Below are 20601 nucleotides of genomic sequence, written 5' to 3'. Positions count from 1 at the left end.
GAAGCGCCGGCCGCGACAGCGGCCGGCGCATGCACTGGATTCAGGGCGTCGTGGTCGACAACGTGAACGTCAAGGTCTTGCTGTAGGCGCCCGTCCTGAGCGCCTGGCTCGACCCGATGTGCTGGCGGAACCCGATCGCGACGGCGTCGTTGCTCACCGGCCCCGCGTAGGTCAACAACGTGAGCGGTCCGTTGCTCGGCAACGGCGCGAACGCACCCGCGTTCGCCCGTGCCTGCAGCGGCTCACTCAGAGCAAACGTGCCGTTGACCAGCCGGCCGGTCGCCGTCGAGGACGGATCGCTGACCGAGAGCGTGGCATCGCCCGCGGTCGAGGTGACGGTCGCGGTCGTCGCCGCGTCGTAGGACCGGCCGATGCCCGGAGTGAAGGCCCCGAACGCGGCCGGTGTGCCCAGCGACAGCGCGAGCGTGGCCGGGACGGTCCCGCCCACTCCGGTGTCGACGCTCGTGCCGTGCACGAACGTCGTGCTGCCGGCCGCGACGTCGTACACCTGCGCGCCGTTCTGGTAGCCGACATAGGTCACGGCCGCGCTGCCATTGGCCACGAACGTCTCGGTCGGCGACGACGTCGGCACGTAGACGCGTGCCGTGGTGTTCCCGGGCACGGTCACCGCGAGCGTGCTGAGCAGCCCGTTCGCCGCACGCGTCCAGCTCGACGACGCGACGCCTTGCGGCGTGGCGTACGTACCTTCCGCGTGGTTGAGGTCGCCGACGAGCGCCGGCTTGATCTCGAGGCTGCGGTAACCGATCGAGTCGGGAGCCTGCTGGATGCCGGCGAGGCCGTGCACGAACCAGGAGGCGACCTCGCCCAGGAAGTGATGGTCCTGGGAGCCGGTGCCGCTGAGGCTCTCGGTCAGGGTGGTCTTGCCGCTGTTGACCAGGAACGCGTAGCCCGGCGAGGCGGGGTTGGCGACCATCGTGTAGATGACGTCGTCGCGGCCCGCGGCGTGCAGCGTCCGGAACAGCGGACCGAGCGCGACCGAGCCGGTGCCGATGCGATCGCCATACGCGTGCACGGCGGCGACGAGGCTGTTGACCACCGCGTCGTGATATTGCGCCGGGACCAGGCCGGCGTCGAGCGCGACGGCGTTGGACGCCTCGGTGTTGTTCGCGTACCAGGCGTTCCCGCCGGCGTCGGTGTGCAGGTACTTCGTGTTGTACTCAGCCGCGAGGCTGGTCGCCAGCTGCGAGTACTTGTCGGCGTCGGCCGTCTTTCCGAGCAATGCGGCGATCTTGGCCATCGCGCTCGCGCCACGGTAGTAGCCGTAGTCGATGACCGGCTGCGCGGTGGTGCTCTGCGCAGCCGACCAGTCGCCGAGACCGCGGATGTTGCCGTTGTTGGCGGCCTTGGTAGTGGCCTCCCAGTCGAGCCACTTGACCATCGCGTCGTAGTTGACGCGCATGGCGTCGGTGTCGCCGTAGACCTGGTAGAGGTTCCACGGGATCATGATCACGGCGCCGCCCCAGTTGGGCTCGTCGAGGAACCATGTGCCACCGGAGCTCGGCGGGACGAAGTGGTACTCCGGGGCGATGTTGGCGATCATGCCGGGGAACTGGCCGTTCGCCGGCACCGGGCGCTGCGCGGTGCGCATGTTGTTGACGAGCTGGCCCTCGTAGGCCTGCATGTCGAACAGCGTCAGCTCGGTGTCGATGTTGTGCAGGTTGTCGCCGGTGTACGGACCCTTCTCGCGATCCGGGCAGTCCGTCAGCACCGACTGCATGTTGTTCTCCAGCGCCTGCTTGGAGATCGTGTAGATCTGATCGAGCAGGTCGCTCGAGCTGTCGAACGTCGCGCTCTCGCGGTTGGAGGCGTGCGTGACCTGCACGGTGACGGTGTCGGCCGTCGGCGCCGACGCGAGGCCGGTCACCTGCAGGTACCGGAAGCCGTTGTAGGTGAACTGCGAGTGCCAGGTCTCCGTGCCGCTGCCGGCGAACGTGTAGCGGTAGAGGATCTGGTTCGTCGCCGACGCGCTGGTGGAGCTGATGTTGATCGTGCCGTCGGCGTTGGCGACCTCGGCGGGGATCATCGTGACCGTGCTCCCAGCCGGCCCGGAGGCGCTGACCTTCGGAAGCCCCGAGAGGTTCTTCCCGAAGTCAAGCACGTACGTCGGTCCGGGAGTGGTCGTCACCGCGGCGCCGTTCGCATGCGCGGTGGTGAAGCCCGCGGAGACGGTGACGCCCGTGCCCGCGCCGCGCGCGGCGGTGCCGATCGCGTGCGCGGCGCCCAAGGCGGTCGAGAGCGTGATGCCCGTGCCCGCCTTGCTCTGGTCGCGCACGGCCGCGCCGCTCGCGTGCGCCCCGGCGAGTGCCGGGGTGACGCCGACGCCGGTGCCGTTGGCGCCGGACGTACCCACCGACGTGATCGTGACCGTCTCGCCGTCCACCGTCAGGCTGTCGCCGACCGCGAGATTGGTGACCGAGGCGACGCGCAGGTTCGTCGCTCCGGCGGCGGCCGCCGCCGACAGGGTCGTCGCGGTGCCGGCGGTGCCGATCGCGGTGATGGTCGCGAGCTCGTTCTCGACCAGGGCCTGCTGGCCGACCACGAAGCCGGTGATGCTCGAGACCTTGACGTTGATGTCACCTGCGGCGGCCGGCGAGAACAGCGTCGTGGCGGCGCCCGCCGCGGTCCCGACGCCCGCGACGGTGCGGGCCTCGCCGTCGATGCTCATCGAGTCGCCGGGGTTGAGCCCGCTGATCGACGCCAGCTTGACGTTCGTGTCCGACGGACGCACGGGCGCGGCGAGCGTCGTCGCGATGTTGGCGCGCGTGATCTGCGCGATCGCCACCGGGTGCGCCTCGCGGGCGACGGTCACCGGCGGGCGCTGATCGGCGATCAGCGGCGTCGTGTCCGTCGGGGTCGTGGTCGGCGTGAGCGTGACGAGGCCGGCGTCACGCCAGCCGGAGCCGCTGAGCGCCGACGCCGACGTCCAGTCGGTCGGCAGGCGACGAGCGTCGTAATCCTCACCCGCCCACCAGGCGGAGAAGGTCGTCGGCCCGAGCTTGGTCTGCCACGTCGAGTCGCTGTCGATCGTCTGCTTGGAGCCGTCCGCGTAGGTGAGGTCGAGCTCGGCGATCACCTTGGGCGATCCGTAGACCGGCGCGGGGTTGTTCTGGAAGAAGTACCGGCCCGCCGTGATGACGCGCTGATAGGCGCCGCTGCCGGTCTCGACGCCGAGGAGATTGCCGCCCTGCTTGAGCAGCGACGTGACGTCATACGTGCGGTAGTCGACCTCGGCGAAGTACGACGTCTGCCCGGGCTCGAGCACGGCCTCGCCGACCGGCTTGCCGTTGAGCTGCGCCGCGTACTGCCCGAGGCCGGTCATATACAACCGAGCCTTGGTCACCTGCTTGGAGAGGTCGAACGGCTTGGCGAAGATCGGAAGCGGGTTCGGAACGCCGCCGGTCGCATAGGTGTAATCCGGGTTCTCGATCCACTTCGCAGACCAGTCGCGGTTGGCGAGCAGGCCGACGTCGAACGTCGCCGGCTCGCTCCAGTCACTCGCGGCGCCGGATCCGTCCCATACGCGCACGTCCCACACCGCCGCCTTGCGCGAGGCGAGCGCGGCACCCGCGTAGGCGATGTTGGACGAGGCGCCCGAGGACACCTTGCCCGAGTCCCACAGGTCCGGCTGCTCGAGCTGTGCCGCGGACGACGCGACCCGCACCTCGTAGGCGGTCTGGCGCCCGCCTGAAAGCCTCCAACTCAGGTTCGGCGTCGCGTCGCCGATGCCGATCGGATTGGCCATCGTGTTGACGCGCAGCGTCTGGACCGCCACTGCGCTGCCATCCGGCCCGGCGGGCGCGCTGCCGGCGGCGACCAGCAGCACCCCGCACGCAGATGTGACCGCTGCTGCCTTGACCGCTGGACGCCAATAGCGACGTCCCGTGATCGATCGTATGAGCATTCACTCTCCTCACTGAACGAACAGACCGATATCGAACAGAATCGAACCTTACGGTCGGTCGCGCTACGTTCGCGCCCGGGAAATTCCCTAGGGCGGCGTGTGAAGCTGAATGTCAGATGAGTGCGAGTTGGCCGTTCCGTGCGCGATCCGCCCGTCAACCGCTTCCACGTCTCATCGCGTGCTCGGCAGCGCCGCGTGCTCGAGCGCCCAGTCGAGCGCGAAGTCGGCGACCTTCTCCCAGCCCGGCGACGCGGGCAGGAGATGCGGCCCCTCGAACTCCTCGACCTCGGTGATGACGTTGTCGTTGTAGTGCTTGGCGTTCGAGCGCTGGATCGACGGCGGCATCAGGTGGTCGGCGCTGCCGGAGATGAACAGCAGCGGCGCGCGCTGCTCGTTGTCGTAGTTCACCCAGGTCTCGTCCCGGCCGGGATGGATGTTCGCGAGCGCGCTGCCCCAGAAGATCTCTCCGGACGCGGGGACGTGGTAGCGCTCGTACAGCCGCCGCGCCTCGTCCTCGGGGAGTCCGTTGGTGAACGTGTACTGCCACTGCTCGAAGGTGAGGCCGACGGCCTTGTGGCGGTTCGCCGGGTTCTTGAGCACCGGGAAGCTGGCGCGCACCTGGGAGAACGGGATGCGCTTGACGCCCTCGGTCGGCGCCGAGTCGATCGCCACGCCGGCGGCGCCGAAGCCGTGGTCGAGCAGGATCTGGGTGAACACGCCGCCGGCGGAGTGGCCGATGATGATCGGGGGCGATTCGAGCGCGCCGACGATGCCCTCGAGGCGCTCGATGATCGCCGGGACCGTCACGCGCTCGATCGGCGTGGGATCGGCGTTGAGCGCCTCCACGTCGACCTCGAACCCGGGGTAGGCGGGGGCGATCACGCGCAGCCCTCTGTCCTCGTAGCGCTCGATCCAGTGCTCCCAACTCCGGGGCGTGACCCAGAAGCCGTGGACCAGGACGATCGTGTCAGGCGTGGAAGTGGCAGGAGTCATTGGCCGCCCTTTCGTTCGTTGCAGTCATCGGTGGTGCACTGGTAGGACCGGATAGCGACTGGGTCTGTGACATGACATGCGGTCCAGTGGGCGCTCTGCGGTCACCGGTGCGAGCCGCGGCTGTCACAGACCAGTGCGGCGCTCGGTCCTGGAGGATCAAACCTGACCGAAAGGGCATCCACATGCAGTCGACTGTCGCGCTGGTCCACGGCGCGTTCGCAGAGTCCACGGACGTCGCGCTCGAGCCTGCTTCGCAGGCGTTCGTCGAGGCGACCTCCACGCCGCCGTTCTTGTACGAGCTGACCCCCGACGAGGCGCGCAAGGTGCTCGACGATGTCCAGTCCGCGCCGATTGCGAAGTTGCCGGTCGACGAGCACTGGGTCACCGTGCCGGCCGACGTCGGCGACGTGCGAGTCCGGATCGTTCGCCCGCGCAACGTCCTCTGGACGTTGCCCGTGATCCTGTACATGCACGGCGGCGGTTGGGTGCTCGGCAACGCCGGGACGCACGACCGGCTCGTTCGCGAGCTCGCGGTCGGCGCCGGCGCCGCCGTCGTGTTCGTCGAGTACGACCGGTCGCCCGAGGCCCGCTATCCGGTCGCGATCGAGCAGGGCTACGCCGTCGCGCAGTGGATCACGCGCGAGGGCCACGCCCACCAACTCGACCCCGATCGGATGGCGATCGCCGGCGACTCGGTCGGCGGCGGCATGACCGCCGCGATCGCGCTCATGGCCCAGGAGCGCGGCGACGTCCGCTTCGTTCACCAGTGCATGTACTACCCCGTCACCGACGCGGCGATGGACACCGGCTCCTACGCGCAGTTCGCGGAGGGCTACTTCCTCACCGCCAAGTCGATGGCCTGGTTCTGGGACTGCTACTGCCCGGACCTCGCGCTGCGCTCGGAGCCGTTCGCGTCACCGCTGCGGGCGAGTGACGAGCAGCTGCAGGGCCTGCCGCCGGCGCTCGTCATCGTCGACGAGGCCGATGTGCTGCGCGACGAGGGCGAGGCGTACGCGGCGCGCCTGCGCACGGCCGGAGTGGCGGTCACGACCGTCCGCTATGACGGCATCACGCACGACTTCATGATGCTGAACCCGCTCAGCGCCACGCACGCGACGCGGGCTGCCATCGCTCAGGCCAGCTCGGTCCTGCGCGTCGCTCTCCACGGTGAGGAGTCCCGATGATCCGTTCCTGCCTGACCGCGGCGCTCGCCGCGATCCTTCTCGCCGCCACCATCGCTGCGTCGCCCGCGGCGGCACGCACCGGCGCCAAGCCGACCATCGTCCTCGTCCACGGCGCATTCGCCGACGCCTCCGGCTTCGGCGCCGTGACCGGCCGGCTGCAGGATCGTGGGTACACGGTCATCGCACCGGCCAACCCGCTCCGCGGACCGGCGAGCGACGCCGCCTACATCGCGAGCGTGCTGAAGACCATCAGCGGACCGATCGTCCTGGTCGCGCACTCCTATGGCGGCGCCGTGACCACCGAGGCGGCCACCCAAGTCGGCAACGTGAAGGCGCTGGTCTACCTCAACGCGTTGGCGATGGATGAAGGCGAGAGCAACGTCGAGATCACCCAGCGCTTCCCCAATCAGTTCGCCGACGCACTGGTGCCGCGACCGTTCCCCGGAGGCACGGATCTCTACGTCGACACGACGAAGTTCCGCGCGCTGTTCGCCCCCGACATCCCGGCCCGGACCGCCGCACTGATGGCCACCGCTCAGCGCCCGGTGGTACTCGCCGCCATCCAGGAGAAGGCCACCGCACCGGCCTGGAAGACGATTCCCTCCTGGTATCTCATCGGCCGCCAGGACGAGGTCATCAGCCCTGAAGCGCAGCGGTTCATGGCCAAGCGCGCCCGCGCGCACACGGTCGAGATCAACTCCTCGCACGTGTCCTTCCTCTCGCACCCGGCCGCGGTGACGAAGCTCATCCTCGAGGCCGCGCAGTCCGTTCGGCACTAGCCCGACTCGCGGAGTCGCTGTGCGTGGGTCGGCCGAGCCCCTAGACCGCGGCCGATTGCAGACGCACGCGGGCACGCTGAAGCGCCAGCCGCGGCGAGCGCGTCCCGAGCTCGCGTCCGACGAGCACGGCGGAGATGGGGAGCATGACGCTGAAGGTCGTGGCGCTCATGCCGACCATGAACGCCGCGATCGCGCTGAGGGCGACCGGGTGCCCGGCGATCCCGGCGATCCCGCAATTGAGCAACGCGATGCGCATCCCCGCGCTCACCGGCGCGAAGGGAACGACGCGCGCGCCTCCCTGGACCGCCATGACGAGCGCCGCCGTGCCGAGCGTCGCCGGAAGCGCGAAGGCGCCCAGGAAGCAGAAGAGCGAGGCGAGACGGATCAGGCGAGCGAGCGCCTGCCAGCTCGCCACCCGGGTGAGGAAGCGTCGGGGGGTGGAGAAGATCGCCAGTCCCCGACGCCAGCGAGACCCGGCGCGAGCCAAACGGCGCCCCAGCGGGCGCGCGGCCGCGGTCAAGACGACCAATGCCGCGAGCGCGAGGACCGATGTCACCACCGGGTGCATCGACGCGCCCGCCGCGGATAGCGCTCCCGCCACGCTCGGCATCGGCACCCAGCCTCGGACGAGCAACCACACGAGCAGCGCCGCGCCGCACAGCGACTCGAAAGCGGTCTCGGCGACCGCCGTGGCGATCAGCGAGGGATAGTGGGCGCCGTCGATACGACGGCGGACGAAGGCCAGCTTCACGACGTCGCCGCCGCGTGCCGGCAGCAGACCGTTCAACCCCGCCGCGGCGAACGACGCGGCCATGACGTGCCGCCCGCCGAGCTCGCGCGCGTGCGGGTAGGACGCGCGAAGAATGTTGAACCAGCCGCGTGACCGCACTGCCTGAGAAAGGATGTGCAGCAGCACGCCGGCGAGCAGCCACCGGACGTCGACGTGCGCCGCGGTGCCGTCGAAGCTGGGGAGCACCGCGACCACTTTGTTCATGTCCGACACCTACCTCGCCGCCCGAACCCAGCCGAGTCGTTCTGCCCCCGCCGTCGATACGACTCAGCGATGCAGTGGCCGGTGTGTGACGATGGACGCATGCACGATGTCGCGTTCGACGTCTCGTGCGTCGTCCACGTCCACACGACGTATTCGGACGGAACGGCGACCGTGCCCGAGCTGCTCGCCGCCGCGCGTGAGGCGGGCGCCGAGGCGGTGCTGCTCACCGACCACGACTCGCTGGCCGCGCGTCGCGACGGGTGGGAGGGCACGCATGACGGGGTCTTCCTGCTGGTGGGGACCGAAGTCAGTCCGCGAGTGGGCCACTACCTGGCCTTCGGCGTGGCGGACGAGATCTCGCACGCCGGGCGGTCGGCGCGCGAGATCGCGGACTCGGTGCGGGCGGCGGGCGGTATCGGCTTCGCCGCGCACCCGTTCTCGGACGGCGGGCACATGCTGTATCCGCCGGTCGCGCGGCGGATCGTGCTGCCGCACGGATGGCCGGCGCTCGAAGACGGGTGCGACGGCATCGAGTTGTGGAGCGTGACCACGGACGCGGCCGAGGCGTGGAGCACGCCGGCCGAGGCATGGCGCTGGCTGCGCGACCCGGAGGCGGCCGTCGCCGCGGGTCCACCGGCCCATCACCTCCGGCGCTGGGACGAGCTGTCGGCCCGCCGGCGGTTGCCCGCGCTCGGCGGCCTCGACGGCCACGCGCCCGGCGTCCGCGTGCGCGGACGCGTCCACTCGCCCCTGTCACACGCGCGCACGTTCGGCCTGCTGCGCACCCACCTGGTCTGCGAGCGGCCCCTGAGCGGCGACGTCGACGCCGACCGGTCGACCCTCCTGGCCGCGCTCGCTGCCGGTGCGGCGTGGCTCGTCTGCCCGTTCGTCGCGCCCGCCCACGGCGCCCGGCTCTGGGCCGAGCGCGACGACGGAACGACGATCGCCATGGGCGGCGAGGCTCGCGCCGGTCCCACGCGGCTGTGCGCGCGGCTGCCGGCGCCCGCCGACATCGTCCTCCTGCGCGACGGCGTACCGCTGCGGCGGGTGCACGGCGACACTCTCGACCTCGACGTGGAGCTCCCGGGCGTCTACCGGATCGAAGCGCGGATCGACCAGCGGTTCTGGCTGCTGTCCAACCCGATCCATCTGCGCTGAGGCGGCATCACTCAGGCTCCCGGCGGCGCCGGGTCGCCGTTGCTGCCAAGAGCACTCCGCCGGCGAGCCCGCCGAGCGCGTTGGCCGTGGTGTCGGTCATGGTGTCGTTGTTGTCGGGCTGGTAGTGCGTGCCGCGATGGCTGTCGGAGGTCCACTCGTAGATCTCGTAAGCGCTCCCGAAGCCGGTGGCGACGAGGAACACGAGCAGCACCGCGCCGATCCGCTCGACCCAGCGCACGGGGTGCAGCACGTCGGGCAGCACGCCGGCGCGGATGAGCACGATCACGGCGGTCGGCGCCAGAACCGCCGGGAGCGCCGTGTGCACGAGCGTGTCCCACCACTCGTAGCGCCCCCAGAAGCCCGCGACCTGGCCGAGCTCCTGCAGCGTCCACGCCACGAGGAACGCGACATCGAACGCCACCGGCAGTCGCAGCAGGCGCGGCACCTGGAGCACGGCGAACACGACCACCAGCGCGAGCGCCTTGCCCGGCCGGCCCTGCCCCACCTCCACCGCTGCCCAGACCAGGTAGGCGAGCTGCAGCGCGGTGATCGCGGCCGGGCGGCTCGGCAGCCGCGGCCGGCGATGCATCGCCGCGGTCGTCATCGTCCCTCCGCAAGCAGCCGGCGCTCCATGCGCGCGGGCAGCCGCCGGGTCGTGTAGCTCGCGATCGCCCAGACGGCCAGGAACAGCCCACCGACGCCCGCGCCGAGGAAGCCGTCGGCGATGTCGGTGACGGTGTCGGTCTCACCGATGAACAGGTGCTGGCCGAACCAGTTGTCCACGACCCACTCGTAGACCTCATAGAAGGCGGCCGCGGTCACACCGAGGCAGCAGGTGATCAGGGCCATGCCCGCGAGCTGCCAGTTGCTGCCCGAGCGCTTGGATGGATCGGGCACGACGTCCAGGCGCGCGAATCCGATGTAGAGGATCGGCGCCAGGCTCATCGGCAGCGTGATGTGAACGAGGTTGTCGTACCACCAGAAGCGGCTGAACAGATGCAGCGCGTTGCCCCAACCCTGGAAGAACATGGCCGTGCAGAACACCCAATCGACCGCACGGGGAACGTCGATGGCGCGCACGAGAAACACCGCCAGGCCCGGCGCTGCGAGCCGCAGTGCGGCGTCCCAGTTCCCCATCAGCGCGTAGACCAGCGCGCCGATCGGGAAGCTCAGCCGGAAGAGGTCGAGCGGATCCCGCAGCACGGGATGCCAGTCGCGCAAGAAGACCCGCGCGAAGACACGTTTCGTGCCGGAAAGCCGGGCCGGCGGCAGGCCGGCCGTAGGGGGCTGCAGATGTGCGGTGTTGGTCATCGAAATGCTCCTTCCGACCCGAGTGTGCGCCGCTGGGCTTCGCGTCGCACCCGTGTTGACACTGGTCATGTCGTCACCGGGGGCGACCAGTGATGGCAGCCGGGTCAAGCTCGCCGCGGTAGCGCTCGCCGTTGACGAACAGCGTCGGAGCGAAGGCCACGCCGCTGGCCCGTGCGCTGGCGACGTCGGCGTCGATGCGCTCGGCGCCGGTGCGCGCGCGCATCGCCTCCAACGTCCACTCGGGGTCGAGCCCGGCGCGCACGAGCGCGTCATGGAGGTCCTGCGGGTCGTCGTGGCGCAGCTTGAGCAGCTCGCGGGTGAGGACCCAGAACTTGCCGCGGGTCGCGGCGGCCTCGGCGGCGAGGGCGAACGCGAAGGCGTGCGGGTGGGCGGTCTCATCGGGGTAGTGGCGCCAGGCGACACGGGTCGTCAGGCGCGCGGCGTCGAGCACCTCGCCCAGCCGGCGCGACCAAGGCGTCGCGTAGGCACCGAAGACGAGCAGCGTGGGAGCGGCGGAGGCCGGACCGTCGACGTGGTCGCGCTCCGGCGCCAACGGTGGCCAGAGCGCCCCGTGATGACCCGTGTGCGAGGCCATCAGCTCGCGACCTCGATCTTGTTGTGGACCTCGGTGACGCCCGAGGTCTGGAAGGCGATCTGCGCCGCCTTGCCGCGCAGGTCGGGCGTGTCGACGACACCGCGCAACGTCACGGTGCCGGCGGTGGCGATGGCGTCGAGACGCGCCGGGTGCAGCCCGGGATGAGCGCTTAGCGCGTCCATCACGGCGGCCTGCGTGTCGGCATCCGCGCGCCGGTCGCTGTCGAGCGGCCGCACGCGCAGCTGGTTATCGACGTGGCGGACGCCGGGCACCCACTGCGTGGATCGGCCCGCCTCGTCGCGCTGCTGGACGCTGCCGACGGTGCCACGCAGGGTCACGTCGTCGCCCACCACCTGGGCGGCGATCTCGTCGGGGAACACGAGCTGGTTGTCGGCGAGCGCCTGCATGACGTCTCGCTGGAGGGAGGTATCGGACATGGCCCAAGATGGCGCTCGCCGTCCACCGGCGTCATGCGAGTGGACGGCGAGCGCGATAGCCCTTGTCTATGCCGCTAGTAGGCGACGGAGAGGTGGTCGTCGACGAAGTTCACGCCGGGTGCGGCCCACGCCGCGCCGACGGCCGCGTCGCGCTCGGCCCAGGAGCGGACGCTCCCGGTGAGCTTGACCTTCCCGTCGTCGGCGCTCTCGATGTGCACGCCTTCCGCATCCAGCTTGGCGTCGCGCTCCATCGCCCGCTTGATCGAGTCCCGGACGTCGCCTTCGAGCGGCGGCGGCGCGATCAGCTCGACCTGGTTGTCGACCCGGATCACGCCGGTGATGTTGCCCGCCACCTGCTCGGCTTCGTCGCTCTCGAAATGCAGGTGCGCGGTGCCACTGAGCGTGACGACGCCGTCGTCCACCTTCGCGTCGATCGTGCTCGGGACGAACGAGTCGAGGATCAACGCCTGCAGCACGTCGCCGCGCAGGTCGGCATCCGCCCGACGGTCGGCGTTGAGCAACCTGACCTCGAGCTCGTTCTCGACGCGCTTGGTGCCGTAGACGCGCTTCACGGCGTTGGCGGCCTCGCGCTTGTCGCGGAAGTTTCCGACCGTCCCGCGCAGCGTCACGACGCCGTCGGCGGCCGAGACGGCGATCGATGTGTCGTCGACTCGCGGTTCCCAGCGGAGCTCTTCCTGCGCGTCGCTGCGGAGTTGGTTGTCGGTCATGTGGGGACCTCCCTCAGGGATGGGTTGGGTTGGATGGAGAGCAGACGGGCGGCGAGGACGCCGAAGAGGAAGCCGCCGACATGGGCGAAGAACGCCGTGCCGCCGGCACCGGGGTCGATGAGGCCGAAGTTGGCCTCGACGAGCTGGAAGAGGAACCAGGCGCCGAGGAAGACCCAGGCCGGGATGCGGATCGGGAAGACGAACACGAGCGTCAGCACGCGCGAGCGCGGATAGAGCACGTAGTAGGCGCCGAGCACCGCTGCGATGGCGCCGCTTGCGCCCAGCATCGGGACGTGCGCGTCGGCGGCCGTCCCGGCCACGAGCGTGATCAGACCCTGTGTGAGCGCGGCCGCCAAGCCGCCCGCGAAGTACAGCGCCAGGTAACGCAGATGCCCGAACGCGTCCTCGACGTTCTTGCCGAAGATCGCGAGGAACAGCATGTTGCCGAGGATGTGGTCCCAGCTGCCGTGCATGAACATCGCGGTGAACCAGCTCACCCCCCACGCGAGCGGCGCGTGACACGAGCCGTCGAGCGCGCACGGGTAGAAGGAGGAATGCGCGACCGAGCCGTTGAGGTCCGGCAGCTCGTAGAAGATCCAGACGAGGAAGTTGGCCGCGATCAACGCGACGTTGACGACGGGGAAGCGCCGTGCGGGGATGCCGTCGGACAGCGGGATCATGTCCTACCGTGGCGCGGGCGCGCCGTGACGGTTAGACCACACCGCGTCAGCGTCATAGGCGAGTCGTATGGCGGAGCGGCCGCTCGCGCGCATGCCGGAGGAGTAGTCTCAGCGGGGCCATGGCCACCCGCCGTGCGCCGGTATTGCTGGGCCGTGCCGCCGAGCGCCAAATGCTCGATCGGATGTTGCACAACGTCCGCGGCGGCCAGAGCGCGGTCCTGGTGATCCGCGGCGAAGCGGGGATCGGCAAGACCGCGCTCCTGGATTACTGCGCGAGCCAGGCGTCGGCGTTCCGGACGGCGCGGATCGCCGGCGTCGAGGCCGAGATGGACCTGCCGTTCGCGGCGGTGCATCAACTCTGCGCTCCGATGCTGGTTCGGCTCGACACGCTTCCGGAGCCCCAGCGCGAGGCGCTGAGCGTCGCGCTGGGGCTCTCGTCCGGCGAGCCGCGGGACAACTTCCTGGTCGCGCTGGCCGTGCTCAGCCTCCTGGCGGCAGTGGCAGAGGAGCGACCGCTGCTGTGCGTGGTGGATGACGCGCAGTGGCTGGACCGCGCGTCGAGTCAGATCCTCGGGTTCGTGGCGCGAAGGCTGCTCGCGGAATCGGTCGCACTCGTGTTCGGGGTACGCAAGCGCTCGGGCACACCTGCGCTGGAAGGCTTGGCGGAGTTGCGGCTGAGAGGGCTCGGCTCGGAGGACGCTCGCGTCCTGCTGGCGACGGCCGTCCCGGGCCTCCGCGACGATCGGGTGTGCGAGCGAATCATCGCCGAGACGCGCGGCAACCCACTCGCGTTGCTGGAGCTGTCGCGGCATAGGAGCGCACCGGGCGTCGCCAGCGGCTTGGTCGTGCCCGCCGCGGCGGATCTTGCCAGTCGCATCGAGCAGCGCTACTGCAAACGTCTCCACGCGCTTCCCGAGGCGACGCAGCGGTTGCTGCTGCTGGCGGCGGCCGAGCCGGCGGGAGACACCACCCTGCTCTGGCGGGCCGCGGAGCGGCTCGGGCTGGGAGCGAGCGACCTCTATCCGGCACGCGAGAGCGCGCTGCTGCAGATCAGCGCCGACGTGCGCTTCCCGCATCCGCTGGTGCGCTCGGCGGTGTACGGGGAGGCGTCCCCGGAGGATCGCCGCGGCGCCCACGCGGCGTTGGCAGACGCCTGCGACGCTGACGTCGACGCCGATCGCCGCGCGTGGCACCGCGCTCTTGCAGCGGCCGGGCCGGACGAGGACGTGGCCACCGAACTCGAGCATTCCGCCGGTCGCGCGCAGCTGCGTGGCGGCCTGGCCGTGGCCGCCACGGTCCTTGAGCGCTCGATGGATCTCACACCCGATGCCGCACGGCGCTCGCGCCGCGCGCTGGCGGCCGCCGAGGCGACACTGCTCTCCGGCGCCCCGGAGGCTGCGCTCAGGCTGCTGGGGCGAGCCCAGGCCGGTCCCCTCGATGCTCGCGAGCGCGCCCACGTCGAGCTGCTTCGCGGACGAGCCGCGTTCGGCTCGCTCAACCGTCGCGACGCGCCGCGGCTGCTGCTCGCGGCGGCGAAGGAACTCGAACCGCTCGACCGGCTGTCGGCGCGTGACGCCTATCTCGAGGCAATGGCGGCGGCGCTGTACGTGGGACGGCACGCCGGTGAGATCGGCGTCGTGGAGGTCGCTCAGGCCGTGCGCGCGGCGTCGATGGATTCCGGCCGCCCGCAGGATCTGCTGCTCGGCGGCCTGGCCGTCCAGATCACGGACGGCTATCGCGCCGGAGCGCCGCTCGTGAAGCGCGCCGTCACGGCGTTTCGCAGGGCGGACATGCCTGCGCCAGATGCGATCCGGTGGCTGTGGATGGCCGCCTACGCCGCCCAGGATGTGTGGGATGACGAGGGTTGGGAGGAGCTGAGCGAGCGGCACGTCACGCTGACCCGGCAAGCGGGCGCGCTGGCCATGCTGCCCTTCGCGCTCAACGGTCGCGTCAATCTGCACCTCAGCGCCGGTGAGCTGCCGGCGGCCGCCTCGCTCATCGACGAGCTGGTGGCGGTCAAGGACGCCATCGGAAGCGGACTTCCCCCGTACAGCGCGCTCGCGCTCGCCGCCTTCGGAGGCCGCGAGGACGAAGCCGCGAAGCTGATTCGCGCGGTCCGCGAGCAGGTCGGCGCGCGTGGCGAGGGGATCGCCATGGCGTTGCTCGAGCACGCCGAGGCGATGCTCTACTGCGCGCTTGGCCGTTATCCCGACGCGTGCGCGGCGGCACGGCACGGCCTGGATCGTCCGCACGAGCTCTCCTGCTTGACGCGGTTGTTGCCGCAGCTCGTCGAGGCCGCCGTCCGCAGCAACCAACGCGCGCTCGCCGAGGACGCGATGCGGCGGCTGGCGGAGAGCACCAGCGCGGCCGGTACCGACTGGGCGCTGGGCATCGAGGCCCGATCACGCGCGCTCATCAGCGAAGGCGAAGACGCCGAGCCGCTGTATCAGGACGCGCTCGAGCGCCTCGGACGCACGCGTCTGAGCGCGGAGCTCGCGCGGACGCACCTGCTCTACGGTGAATGGCTGCGCCGCCTTGCTCGCCGCGCGGACGCTCGGGAGCCGCTGCGGACCGCGCACCACATGTTCACCGAGATGGGGATGGAGGCGTTCGCCGAGCGCACGCGACGCGAATTGATCGCGACGGGCGAGACGGTCCGCAGGCGGCAGCCCGAGGCGCGTGACGACCTCACGCCGCAGGAGGGGCAGATCGCACGACTGGCGCGCGACGGGCTCACGAATGCGGAGATCGGCGGCCAGCTGTTCCTCAGCCCCCGAACCGTCGAATGGCACCTGAAGAAGGTGTTCAGCAAGCTCGGGATCAGCTCCCGGCGCGGCTTGCCCGAAGCGCTGCCCACCCGGGCCGCTGACCCGGCGCCCGTGTAGCCACCAGGGGGTCCTGACCAGGGGTCGGCCCGGGCGCTATTCGCGTGCCCGAGGCGCACTGTGGACACACACCGTCCCTGACCTGAAGGAGCCACCGTGAACCTCTTGATCGAAGCCGTGTCCGTCGACCAGGCGCTGGAGTCGTGGCGATTCGCCGCCCAGCAGGTGGGCGACGCCTGGCAGCACTACCTGGCCGCGGACCGCCCGTCGGTGCGCCGCGAGGCGTTCGCCGCCTACGTCGCCGCGCTCGATCTCGAGGCGGACGCCGCAGACGAGCTGTTCGCGATCGCGGGAACCGAGTGAGCGCCATGGAACTGCGTCACTTGCGCTACTTCGTCGCGATCGCCGAGGAGCGAAGCTTCACGGGTGCCGCCGAGCGCCTGTGGATCGCCCAGCCCGGTCTCTCGTCGCAGATCCGGCGGCTGGAAGGCGAGCTCGGCGTCACGCTCTTCACGCGCCACAGCCGCGGCGTCGACCTGACCGACGCGGGCGAGCTGTTGCTCGAACGCGCCCGCCTGGCCCTGGCCGCCGCGGACAGCGCGCTCGCCACCGGCCGAGACCTCCAGGCGGGGCTGGTCGGCAGCGTGCGGCTCGGGCTCGCGGACGAGGCGCCGGCCGGCGTCACGCCGGGGCTGCTCGCCGCCTTCGGGCGCGACCGGCCCGACGTCGAGGTCACGGTCGTCACGTCCTATGCGGGCGCGTTGCTGCGCGACCTGCACGACGGCCGGCTCGACGCCGTGATCGCACCCTCGGCGATCGGGACCGCGAACCTGCGATCGCTGCGAATCGCCTCGGAGCCGTGGTCCGTGCTCGTCGCCCACGGCCACCGTCTCGCCACGCCCGGTCCGATCAGCGCCACCGCACTCAATCGCGAGCGCATCGTGACCACCGGGCACCGCGACGGCGCGGGCTACGACCGCGCCGTGTCCGAGCTGCTGGACAGCCTTGGTGTCACGGCTGAGCTGGTCCCCGGCGGCCCCGGCCCCGCGCTGCATGCGGCGGTCGCCGCGGGTGAGGCGCTCGCGCTCGCCAGCGCGCCGACAGCCGGGCTGATCGCGCGCCCGCTGACCCCGACGCGACGCCTGCGCTTCGCGCTGATCCGGCGCGACGAGACGCCATCGCCCGCCCTCCGCGAGCTGATCACGAGCGCGCAAGCGGCCGCCGCGCCGTCTTCCCTGCGCGTCCTGGAGGCGGTGGCATGACACGCGATCGACTCCTCACCGCGGCGGACGAGGTACGCCTGGCACGCCGGATCGAGCGCGGCGACCTGGTCGCCAAAGACGAGCTGATCACCGCGAACCTGCGGCTGGTCTATGCCGTGGCGCAACGCTACCGCGGTCGCGGCGTGCCGCTCGAGGATCTGACACAGGAAGGCGCGGTCGGGCTCGTCCGCGCCGCCGAGAAGTTCGATCACCGGCGCGGGCTGCGGTTCTCGACCTATGCCGCCTGGTGGATCCGGCGCTCGATCATGGACGCCCTCACCGACGCCCAGGCGATCCGCATTCCGCCCGCCGCCCGGCAGCAGCTCGCGGCCGTTCTGCGCGCTGAGGACGAACTGCGCCGGCTCGACGTGGTCGCCAGCGACGACGCGATCGCCGCGCATGCCGGCCTCAGTCCGCGCACGGTGCACGCGCTGCGCGACGCACCGCATGTGACCGCCTCGCTCGACGAGCCGCTCGGCGAGGACGGCACCCCGCTCGCCGAGCTGATCGGCGACCCTGACGGCGACCCGGCGTGGCAGCAGACCGAGCGAGACGAGACCCGCCGCCGGCTGTGCTCGCTGCTGAACCTGCTGCCCGCACGCCACCGCGAAGTCCTGCTGCGCCGCTTCGGAATCGGCCGCGACGACGCCCAGAGCCACGAGCAGATCGCGGACTGGCTCGGCGTCGGCGAGCAACGCAGCCGCCAACTCGAACAACAAGGTCTGCACTGGCTGCGGACCCTCATCAGTCCACCCATCCCCCACGGAGGTACACCATGACGCTCGCACACCAACTCACCCGCGACGCCGCGACCAGGGTCGCCAAGGCCTGGTGGCTGTTGCTGCTCAACGGCCTCGCGCTGATCGTCGCCGGCGTGCTCGTCTTCAGCATCGATTGGACCGTGAACTCGCTCGCCACCTTCATCGGCGCCCTGTTCATCTTCGAAGGCGCCTCGCGCGCGCTCGCGTCCGGCATCGACCCGCGCGTGCGACGCGCCAACGTCATCTCCGGGCTGATCTCGATCGCCACCGGCATCGCCATCATCGCCTGGCCCGAGCCCGGCATCGTCGCCGTCGCGATCTTCCTCGGCGCCTGGCTTGTCGTCTCCGGCACGATCGCCATCAGCGGCGCGTTCGCCGTCCGGCCCGTGTTGCCGTACTGGTGGATGCTGCTGCTCATCGGGCTGCTCGAGATCCCGCTGGGCGTGCTCGCCCTCGCCAACCCCGGCGCCACCCTCGCCGCCATCATCACCGTCGCCGGTATCTGGGCCGTCGCCATCGGCGTCTCGCGCGTCGTGCTGGCCTTCGAGGCCAAGCGCCTCCCTGCTGAGCTCGACAAGGCCTGGTCCGCCCCGACCGCGACGACCGCGGCCGCCTAACTCCACCGGCGAGGCCCGGGTCACGTGCGGCGAGCCAGTCGCGGGACCCGGGCCCGCACGGGTGCGAAGGGACCGGCTGCGCGCGACGCTGGAGACAGCCAAAACACCCCCCTTTTCCTGGAGGCCGAGATGTACAACAAGCAATCGATCCGCCGTCGTATCGCCCTCGTGGCGGTCGGGGTTGCCGCACTCGCCCTGACGGCAACGAACACGCTGGCGGCACAGAACGAGCCGCGCCAGCCGAAGCCCACCGTGGTGCTCGTCCACGGCGCCTTCGCCGACGCGTCGACCTGGAACGGCGTCATCGACCGACTCCAGCGCGACGGGTATCCCGTGATCGCGCCGGCGAACCCGCTCCGCGGTATCGCCTCGGATGCCACCTACCTGGCGAGTGTCGTAAAGACGATTCCGGGCCCGGTCGTGCTCGCGGGTCACTCCTACGGCGGCGCCGTGATCGGCCAGGCCGCGGCCGGCCTGCCCAACGTCAAGTCGCTCGTGTTCGTCGACGCGTTCGCGCTCGACGTCGGCGAGCCCGCCGGGTCGATCGGCGAGCGCTTCCCGAACAACCTGCTCGGCCCCGCGCTGATCACACGGCCGTACGCGCTACCCGGCGGACAGACCGGCACTGACGTGTACGTTCAGCCGAGCCGCTTCCGCGAGGTGATCGGCGCCGATGTGCCCGAGCACGCGATCGCGTTGGCCGCCGCGGCCCAGCGCCCGGTCGACCAGTCGGCGTTCGTCGAGCCGCCGACCGCGGCCGCATGGAAGACGATCCCGTCGTGGTTCGTCATCGGCCGCCAGGACAAGGCGATCGATCCCGCCGGGCTGCGCTTCATGGCCAAGCGCGCGCACGGCCGTACGACCGAGATCGACGCGTCGCACCTCGGCCTGATCAGCCACGCGGGCACCGTCGCTGACGTCATCGAGCGCGCCGCGCGCTGACGCGAGCGCGAAACGCATCCGCCCCACGAGAGGCCCGCCGACCGGCGGGCCTCTCGGCGTTGGCCGGACGGTGATGGTCCTGGCGGCGGCCATACGCTCCGGATATCGGGGCCTCCAGCAGCTCGCCTCCGGCTGGAAGGGCGGCGTGTACCGCTGGGTCAGCGAGGGCCTGTCGGCGCCGCTCGGGCTGCTCGCCATCTGGTGCCAGTTCGCGCTGACGATCTTCTACTACCCGACACTGCTCGCCTACGTCGGCAGCACCCTCGCCTACGTGATCGACCCCGGCCTGGCCGGCAACGGCGTCTACACCGCCGCAGTCGTCATCACGCTCTTCTGGGGCGGCGTGCTCGTCTCCTCGCGCGGGATGGGCCTGGTCGCGAAGCTCGCGTCGCACGGCACCGTGATCGGGACGCTGATCCCGGGCGCGATCCTCGTCGTCATGGGGCTCGTGTACCTGCTCCAGGGCAACCATTCGGCCGCGCCCATGGACACCAGCCAGCTCGTGCCCGCCTGGACCGGCCTCGCCGGGCTCGTGCTCATCGTCAACAACTTCCTCTCCTACGCGGGGATGGAGATGAACGCCGTGCACGTGTCCGAGCTCAAGGACCCCGCGCGGGAGTTCCCGAAGCCGATCTTCGTCGCGATGGGCCTCGTGCTCGCCATCTTCATCCTGCCGGCACTCGCGATCTCGTGGATGATCCCGGCCGAGGAGCTCAGCCTCACGGCCGGCGTCATGCAGGCGTTCAGCGCCTTCTTCGCGCACTTCGGCATGTCCTTCCTCGTGCCGCTGATCGCGCTCGCGCTGGTTGCTGCCTCGCTCAGCGGCATGAACGCCTGGCTCGCCGGCCCGTCCAAGGGCCTGCTCAAGATCGGCGCCGAGCAGGGCTACCTGCCGCCGCAGTTCCAGAAGCTCAACGCGGAGGGCATCCAGGTCAACATCCTCGTCGCCCAGGGCGTCGTGACCACGATCATCGGGCTGCTCTTCGCCTTCCCGCCGAGCGTCTCCAGCGCCTACTGGATCTTCTCGGTGATGACCACGCAGGTGTACCTGATCATGTACGTGCTGATGTTCGTGGCGGCGCGCCGGTCGCGGCGCGACCAGCCCGATCACCCGCGCGGCTACTAGGCGCCGGCGCTCACCGCGCTGTGCATCACGGGCCTGCTCGCGTCGCTCGCCGCGTTCGTGATCGGCTTCGTGCCGCCGTCGCATTCGGCAGCGCCAGCCCGCTGACGTACGGGCTCCTGATCCTTGGCGGCACGGTGCTGATCGGCATCGTTCCGCCGTTGGCGCTCTACAAACTGCGCAAGCCGTCTTGGAAGATCGCGGACGCGGAGGAGGAGCGATGAGCGCTGCCACAGTCCACGCCACCGCCCACCGCGACCGCGTCTACTAGCCAGGATCGGCGCGGAGCG

At 70.8% G+C, this 20601-nt stretch carries 18 protein-coding genes and 1 pseudogene; 10 read left to right on the top strand and 9 right to left on the bottom strand.

The genetic code is table 11. The features are described 5' to 3' along the window. Window positions 1-40: 40 nt before the first annotated feature. Together OM076_RS29235 and OM076_RS29230 are read right to left on the bottom strand one after the other, a co-directional pair. The gene (locus OM076_RS29235; RefSeq protein WP_270043664.1) at window positions 41-3922 is read right to left on the bottom strand and encodes an alpha-L-rhamnosidase; all 3882 of its coding nucleotides are present in this window, start codon (window positions 3920-3922) and stop codon (window positions 41-43) included. Window positions 3923-4093: 171 nt separating this feature from the next. Continuing rightward, complete coding sequence (locus OM076_RS29230) at window positions 4094-4915, bottom strand: alpha/beta hydrolase (protein WP_270043663.1); 822 nt, start codon at window positions 4913-4915, stop codon at window positions 4094-4096. A 182-nt stretch (window positions 4916-5097) separates the two neighbouring features. Here OM076_RS29230 and OM076_RS29225 point away from each other — a divergent pair, with 182 nt between their 5' ends. Together OM076_RS29225 and OM076_RS29220 are read left to right on the top strand one after the other, a co-directional pair. Beyond that, window positions 5098-6099, top strand: a complete 1002-nt coding sequence (locus tag OM076_RS29225; RefSeq protein WP_270043662.1) for an alpha/beta hydrolase — start codon at window positions 5098-5100, stop codon at window positions 6097-6099. Continuing rightward, window positions 6096-6878, top strand: a complete 783-nt coding sequence (locus OM076_RS29220) for an alpha/beta fold hydrolase (protein WP_270043661.1) — start codon at window positions 6096-6098, stop codon at window positions 6876-6878. Before OM076_RS29225 ends, OM076_RS29220 begins: the two co-directional genes overlap by 4 nt. A gap of 40 nt (window positions 6879-6918) precedes the next feature. On the opposite strand, the gene OM076_RS29215 is transcribed toward OM076_RS29220, so the two are convergent. Next, window positions 6919-7872: a lysylphosphatidylglycerol synthase domain-containing protein gene (locus tag OM076_RS29215; RefSeq protein WP_270043660.1), complete on the bottom strand. Its 954-nt coding sequence runs from the start codon at window positions 7870-7872 to the stop codon at window positions 6919-6921. Window positions 7873-7971: 99 nt separating this feature from the next. Here OM076_RS29215 and OM076_RS29210 point away from each other — a divergent pair, with 99 nt between their 5' ends. Further along, complete coding sequence (locus OM076_RS29210; protein ID WP_270043659.1) at window positions 7972-9030, top strand: PHP domain-containing protein; 1059 nt, start codon at window positions 7972-7974, stop codon at window positions 9028-9030. A gap of 7 nt (window positions 9031-9037) precedes the next feature. Here the strand turns inward: OM076_RS29210 and OM076_RS29205 are convergent, their stop codons facing one another. The 6 genes from OM076_RS29205 to OM076_RS29180 form a co-directional block, all read right to left on the bottom strand. Further along, window positions 9038-9634 carry a DUF2238 domain-containing protein gene (locus tag OM076_RS29205; protein WP_270043658.1) on the bottom strand — a complete coding sequence of 199 codons (597 nt, stop codon included), beginning with the start codon at window positions 9632-9634 and terminating at the stop codon, window positions 9038-9040. Continuing rightward, window positions 9631-10341 (bottom strand): DUF2238 domain-containing protein, encoded by a 711-nt coding sequence (locus tag OM076_RS29200; protein WP_270043657.1) that lies wholly within the window; start codon window positions 10339-10341, stop codon window positions 9631-9633. The genes OM076_RS29205 and OM076_RS29200 overlap by 4 nt, the downstream gene beginning before the upstream one ends. A gap of 73 nt (window positions 10342-10414) precedes the next feature. Then, window positions 10415-10936, bottom strand: coding sequence for a DsbA family protein (locus OM076_RS29195; protein WP_270043656.1), 522 nt, complete (start codon window positions 10934-10936; stop codon window positions 10415-10417). Further along, window positions 10936-11373 (bottom strand): BON domain-containing protein, encoded by a 438-nt coding sequence (locus tag OM076_RS29190; RefSeq protein ID WP_270043655.1) that lies wholly within the window; start codon window positions 11371-11373, stop codon window positions 10936-10938. The genes OM076_RS29195 and OM076_RS29190 overlap by 1 nt, the downstream gene beginning before the upstream one ends. A gap of 74 nt (window positions 11374-11447) precedes the next feature. After that, entirely contained in the window at window positions 11448-12101 is a 654-nt protein-coding gene (locus tag OM076_RS29185) for a BON domain-containing protein (protein WP_270043654.1), read from the bottom strand. Beyond that, the gene (locus OM076_RS29180; RefSeq protein ID WP_270043653.1) at window positions 12098-12781 is read right to left on the bottom strand and encodes a rhomboid family intramembrane serine protease; all 684 of its coding nucleotides are present in this window, start codon (window positions 12779-12781) and stop codon (window positions 12098-12100) included. The genes OM076_RS29185 and OM076_RS29180 overlap by 4 nt, the downstream gene beginning before the upstream one ends. Before the next feature lie 119 nt (window positions 12782-12900). Between OM076_RS29180 and OM076_RS29175 the strand changes: the two genes are divergently transcribed. The 7 genes and pseudogenes from OM076_RS29175 to OM076_RS29145 all read left to right on the top strand — a co-directional run. After that, on the top strand, window positions 12901-15666 hold the full coding sequence (locus tag OM076_RS29175) for a helix-turn-helix transcriptional regulator (protein ID WP_270043652.1): 2766 nt from the start codon (window positions 12901-12903) through the stop codon (window positions 15664-15666). 96 nt (window positions 15667-15762) lie between these two features. Continuing rightward, entirely contained in the window at window positions 15763-15969 is a 207-nt protein-coding gene (locus OM076_RS29170; RefSeq protein ID WP_270043651.1) for a hypothetical protein, read from the top strand. Between the two features lie 5 nt (window positions 15970-15974). Beyond that, window positions 15975-16868, top strand: a complete 894-nt coding sequence (locus OM076_RS29165) for a LysR family transcriptional regulator (protein ID WP_270043650.1) — start codon at window positions 15975-15977, stop codon at window positions 16866-16868. Continuing rightward, window positions 16865-17647: a sigma-70 family RNA polymerase sigma factor gene (locus OM076_RS29160; protein ID WP_270043649.1), complete on the top strand. Its 783-nt coding sequence runs from the start codon at window positions 16865-16867 to the stop codon at window positions 17645-17647. Before OM076_RS29165 ends, OM076_RS29160 begins: the two co-directional genes overlap by 4 nt. Next, the gene (locus OM076_RS29155; RefSeq protein ID WP_270043648.1) at window positions 17644-18246 is read left to right on the top strand and encodes an HdeD family acid-resistance protein; all 603 of its coding nucleotides are present in this window, start codon (window positions 17644-17646) and stop codon (window positions 18244-18246) included. The genes OM076_RS29160 and OM076_RS29155 overlap by 4 nt, the downstream gene beginning before the upstream one ends. Before the next feature lie 129 nt (window positions 18247-18375). Further along, on the top strand, window positions 18376-19188 hold the full coding sequence (locus OM076_RS29150; RefSeq protein ID WP_270043647.1) for an alpha/beta fold hydrolase: 813 nt from the start codon (window positions 18376-18378) through the stop codon (window positions 19186-19188). Window positions 19189-19306: 118 nt separating this feature from the next. After that, window positions 19307-20535, top strand: a pseudogene (locus tag OM076_RS29145) (APC family permease); the annotation flags it as partial. Between the last annotated feature and the right edge of the window lie 66 nt (window positions 20536-20601).

The organism is Solirubrobacter ginsenosidimutans (assembly GCF_027587205.1).
This window is presented reverse-complemented; position numbering and strand designations above follow the sequence as displayed.

What these genes read in the sequence shown, in the direction of transcription:
- OM076_RS29235 (WP_270043664.1), bottom strand. Translation starts at nt 3,922, where the DNA reads ATGCTCATACGATCGATCACGGGACGTCGCTATTGGCGTCCAGCGGTC.
- OM076_RS29230 (WP_270043663.1), bottom strand. Translation starts at nt 4,915, where the DNA reads ATGACTCCTGCCACTTCCACGCCTGACACGATCGTCCTGGTCCACGGC.
- OM076_RS29225 (WP_270043662.1), top strand. Translation starts at nt 5,098, where the DNA reads ATGCAGTCGACTGTCGCGCTGGTCCACGGCGCGTTCGCAGAGTCCACG.
- OM076_RS29220 (WP_270043661.1), top strand. Translation starts at nt 6,096, where the DNA reads ATGATCCGTTCCTGCCTGACCGCGGCGCTCGCCGCGATCCTTCTCGCC.
- OM076_RS29215 (WP_270043660.1), bottom strand. Translation starts at nt 7,872, where the DNA reads ATGAACAAAGTGGTCGCGGTGCTCCCCAGCTTCGACGGCACCGCGGCG.
- OM076_RS29210 (WP_270043659.1), top strand. Translation starts at nt 7,972, where the DNA reads ATGCACGATGTCGCGTTCGACGTCTCGTGCGTCGTCCACGTCCACACG.
- OM076_RS29205 (WP_270043658.1), bottom strand. Translation starts at nt 9,634, where the DNA reads ATGACGACCGCGGCGATGCATCGCCGGCCGCGGCTGCCGAGCCGCCCG.
- OM076_RS29200 (WP_270043657.1), bottom strand. Translation starts at nt 10,341, where the DNA reads ATGACCAACACCGCACATCTGCAGCCCCCTACGGCCGGCCTGCCGCCG.
- OM076_RS29195 (WP_270043656.1), bottom strand. Translation starts at nt 10,936, where the DNA reads ATGGCCTCGCACACGGGTCATCACGGGGCGCTCTGGCCACCGTTGGCG.
- OM076_RS29190 (WP_270043655.1), bottom strand. Translation starts at nt 11,373, where the DNA reads ATGTCCGATACCTCCCTCCAGCGAGACGTCATGCAGGCGCTCGCCGAC.
- OM076_RS29185 (WP_270043654.1), bottom strand. Translation starts at nt 12,101, where the DNA reads ATGACCGACAACCAACTCCGCAGCGACGCGCAGGAAGAGCTCCGCTGG.
- OM076_RS29180 (WP_270043653.1), bottom strand. Translation starts at nt 12,781, where the DNA reads ATGATCCCGCTGTCCGACGGCATCCCCGCACGGCGCTTCCCCGTCGTC.
- OM076_RS29175 (WP_270043652.1), top strand. Translation starts at nt 12,901, where the DNA reads ATGGCCACCCGCCGTGCGCCGGTATTGCTGGGCCGTGCCGCCGAGCGC.
- OM076_RS29165 (WP_270043650.1), top strand. Translation starts at nt 15,975, where the DNA reads ATGGAACTGCGTCACTTGCGCTACTTCGTCGCGATCGCCGAGGAGCGA.
- OM076_RS29160 (WP_270043649.1), top strand. Translation starts at nt 16,865, where the DNA reads ATGACACGCGATCGACTCCTCACCGCGGCGGACGAGGTACGCCTGGCA.
- OM076_RS29155 (WP_270043648.1), top strand. Translation starts at nt 17,644, where the DNA reads ATGACGCTCGCACACCAACTCACCCGCGACGCCGCGACCAGGGTCGCC.
- OM076_RS29150 (WP_270043647.1), top strand. Translation starts at nt 18,376, where the DNA reads ATGTACAACAAGCAATCGATCCGCCGTCGTATCGCCCTCGTGGCGGTC.